3 protein-coding genes are annotated in these 3,142 nt (G+C 49.5%); 2 read left to right on the top strand and 1 reads right to left on the bottom strand.

Annotated elements, in window-relative coordinates; translation table 11 throughout:
* Both AC1WIP_RS13585 and AC1WIP_RS13580 read left to right on the top strand, forming a co-directional pair.
* On the top strand, window positions 1-866 hold an 866-nt coding region (locus AC1WIP_RS13585; RefSeq protein ID WP_481142330.1), incomplete at its 5' end, for a beta-galactosidase trimerization domain-containing protein.
* A 20-nt stretch (window positions 867-886) separates the two neighbouring features.
* Complete coding sequence (locus AC1WIP_RS13580; RefSeq protein ID WP_481142329.1) at window positions 887-1,732, top strand: NYN domain-containing protein; 846 nt, start codon at window positions 887-889, stop codon at window positions 1,730-1,732.
* A 6-nt stretch (window positions 1,733-1,738) separates the two neighbouring features.
* Here the strand turns inward: AC1WIP_RS13580 and AC1WIP_RS13575 are convergent, their stop codons facing one another.
* Window positions 1,739-3,076, bottom strand: a complete 1,338-nt coding sequence (locus tag AC1WIP_RS13575) for a methyl-accepting chemotaxis protein (protein WP_481142328.1) — start codon at window positions 3,074-3,076, stop codon at window positions 1,739-1,741.
* Between the last annotated feature and the right edge of the window lie 66 nt (window positions 3,077-3,142).

Below are 3,142 nucleotides of genomic sequence, written 5' to 3'. Positions count from 1 at the left end.
AGCTGGCACCCCATATGGATGCCCTTTGGGGCAGCATTCCCAGGGCACAGGCTGGCATAGTATTTTCCTACCGTCAGGAATATGCCATCCAGATACAGCCCCAGCATCCTGAGCTGAATTACGTGGAGCAGCTTTTAAAGTATTATGGTGAGCTGCATAAGCGGAGCATTCCCGTGGATTTTGTGGAGGATACGGGAGAGCTTTCCAAGTATCCGCTGGTGGTTGCGCCGCTGCAGTATCTGATGACGAATGCGCTCGCAGAGAAATATTTTTCCTATGTAAGAGAGGGCGGTACCCTGGTGCTGACTATGCGCACTGGGGTAAAGGACGAGCACAATATCTGTATGAGCGACAGGGAGCTGCCCGGTGTGCTGGGTGACCTGTGCGGCATTGAGATACTGGATTATGACTGCCTCAGGGACGTAAATGTGAAGGTCTCCTTTGTGGGAGAGAAGAAAGCTGACGATTTCTTTGCAGAAAAATGGAGCGATATCATCACCCTTTCAGGAGCGGAAGCCCTGGCCAGCTATGAGGAAGAGTTTTATGCAGGCGCTCCCTGCATCACCCGGAATACCTATGGAAAGGGCGCTGTTTATTATATCGGCACGGAGCCGTCCCAAAAGCTGCTTGAGGCGGTGATGAACCGGGTTCTTGCGGATGCCGGAGTGAGTGGAATCGGCAGCGCAGACGAGGGTGTGGAGCTTAACATTCGTCAGAAGGGACAGAAAAAATGGATATTTGCCATTAATCATACAAACCAGGAGGCAAGGTATCAGATTTCGGACGGCGCGGGATGTAAGCTTGTGTCAGGAGAGAAAGAAGGACTGTTGCAGCCCTTTGAGATACATCTGTATCAGAAGGAATAAAGGGGAAGGAAAAAGAGAAGATGGATAAACAAAGCAGGATAGCGGTTTTAATTGACGCAGAGAACGTTTCAAAAAAGTATGCGAAGCTGATTATGGATGAAGTAAATGATGACGGCATTGCCACCTATAAGCGTATCTACGGAGATTTCACAAATGCCAGCGTTTCCGCCTGGCAGGAGAAGGTGCGGGAGTTTGCCCTGACGCCGGTATTTCAGTTTAATTATACCAGAGGAAAAAATGCGTCGGATGCGGCCTTGATCATTGATGCCATGGACATTTTGTATTCCGGCAAGGTGGATGGCTTCTGTCTGGTTACGTCCGACAGTGATTTTACCAAGCTTGCCATCAGACTGCGGGAGGCGGGAATGACGGTGATTGGCATGGGGGAGCAGAAAACGCCCAATTCGCTGGTCTCCGCCTGTGAAAAATTTAAGTATCTGGATCTTTTGTATCAGGAGAACGAGGAAGGGGAAGAGGAGAGCGAGGGCTCTCAGGAGATTTCTCACGAGGAGGATAAGGGAGGCGCAAAGACCTCCGGCGCACAGAAGGCTTCGGCTGGTTCCAGGCATGAGACTAAGGAAGAAGCAAAGGAAGAGGAGGCCTCTTTTGTAACGGCAATCCCGACCATGAAGGAAATCGGCGCGGAAATCAGGTCCATTATAGACCTGAAATCCGGCGACGACGGCTGGGTGGATTTGTCCGAAATCGGCGTTTCCCTCTCCAGGAGAGTTCCCGGGTTTGACCCAAGAAACTATAAATACACAAAGCTCAGCAAGCTGATCAAGGGGTTCGCCTTTGTGGAGACCAAGGAGGTCAGAAACCCCAATAACAAGCTTTTAAAGAGTATTTATGTAAGAATCAGATAGGGCGCCTTAAGAGGCTTCCGCAAGCTTTTTTGCCTCTTCCAGCTTCTGTAACAGAGACTGGGACAAGGACTGTGCTTCTTTGAAAAGAGAGGAAGCCTTCTGGGAGTCTCTCCCTTTTATGGCCTCCAGGGCACGGCCTCCTGTTTCATGCAGTTTTTTGTGGTCTATTCCGATTTCATTCCACACAGGTGCAAGACGGCTGTTGCTGCTGCGGAAAATTTGATAAAAATGTCCGAATACGCATCTGTTGCTGTTTGTCTGTAAGGGTGAAAGCGTCATGGAATCCACCATGTGCTGCAGATTTTCCATCCAGGTGATATGAGCCTGCTTTGCCTTATCTACGGCGTTTTTGAATTCAGAAAGGCTCACCTGTCTGCCTCCAAGGCGCAGGTTTGCATATAAGTTTTTGATAATACCGGACAAAACATTGTCTATCTGCTCTACCTGCTCGGCGCATTCCGTATTGGAATTGGTGCTTCCTGCCACATGCAGAGCCACGTCGCTTAAGCGCTGGGCTTCATGACTGTTCTGCTCCATGGCGCGGTCAATTTCTTCCGAGGACCTTGTGATAGACCCAATGGCGGTGCTGATACTGTCTACCTCCCCTACCACATCATCCAGCATGGAGACATTTTCCGATACGGAAGAGTGCACAAGCTCAAGCTTTTGTCCCATTGCGTCGGTGGAGCTTAAGGATTTTGCCAGGGAGGCTCTGCTTTGGGCGGCAGCCTCCTTTACCTGGGCCATAAAGGAGCGCAGGCTTTCCAGATACTGCTTGGTATCGTCTGCAAGCTTTCTCACTTCTTCGGCTACTACGGCAAAGCCTTTTCCCTGTTCCCCGGCCCGGGCAGCTTCAATAGAAGCGTTTAAGGCTAAAAGGTTGGTCTGGGCAGCAATGCCCTGTACGTTTTCCACCACCTTGTCAATCTCATCTGTCAAATCCACCAGATTCGTGATGCTTGCAGTCATGTCTTTGGAATCTGCAATCAGCTCATCCTTGAGCCTGGAAGCCTCATCCAGAAGAACCTTGCTGTCTGCATTCTTCTTGGACAGTGTTCTGGCGGTTTCAGTGACTGCATGAAGTGTGTCCGCCGCAGTGGTTACCGAATGGTTCACCTGATTCATGCCGGCGGAGGTTTCCTCGGTTACAGAGACATTTTCCTGACTGATATCCTGCATCTCCTGTGTATATTCTGAAAGCTCCCCTGACACAAATCGAAGCTGGACGTCAAATTTACTCAGTGTGCTGACGGCTTCCAGCAGTTTTTCGGTCTCCTGGGCAATGTTGTCAAGAGCCGGACATTCCGGTTTTTGAATCGTTCCCCTCTTTTTCATTTTTAACATGATATATCATCCCTTCTTTCTTTTTGCAGTTCCCATTATAGAAACCAAAGATTAAAACAATATTAG

This window comes from Acetatifactor sp. (assembly GCF_982438285.1).
Note: the sequence above shows the minus strand (reverse complement) of the source record. Positions and strands in the feature narration are given on the sequence as shown.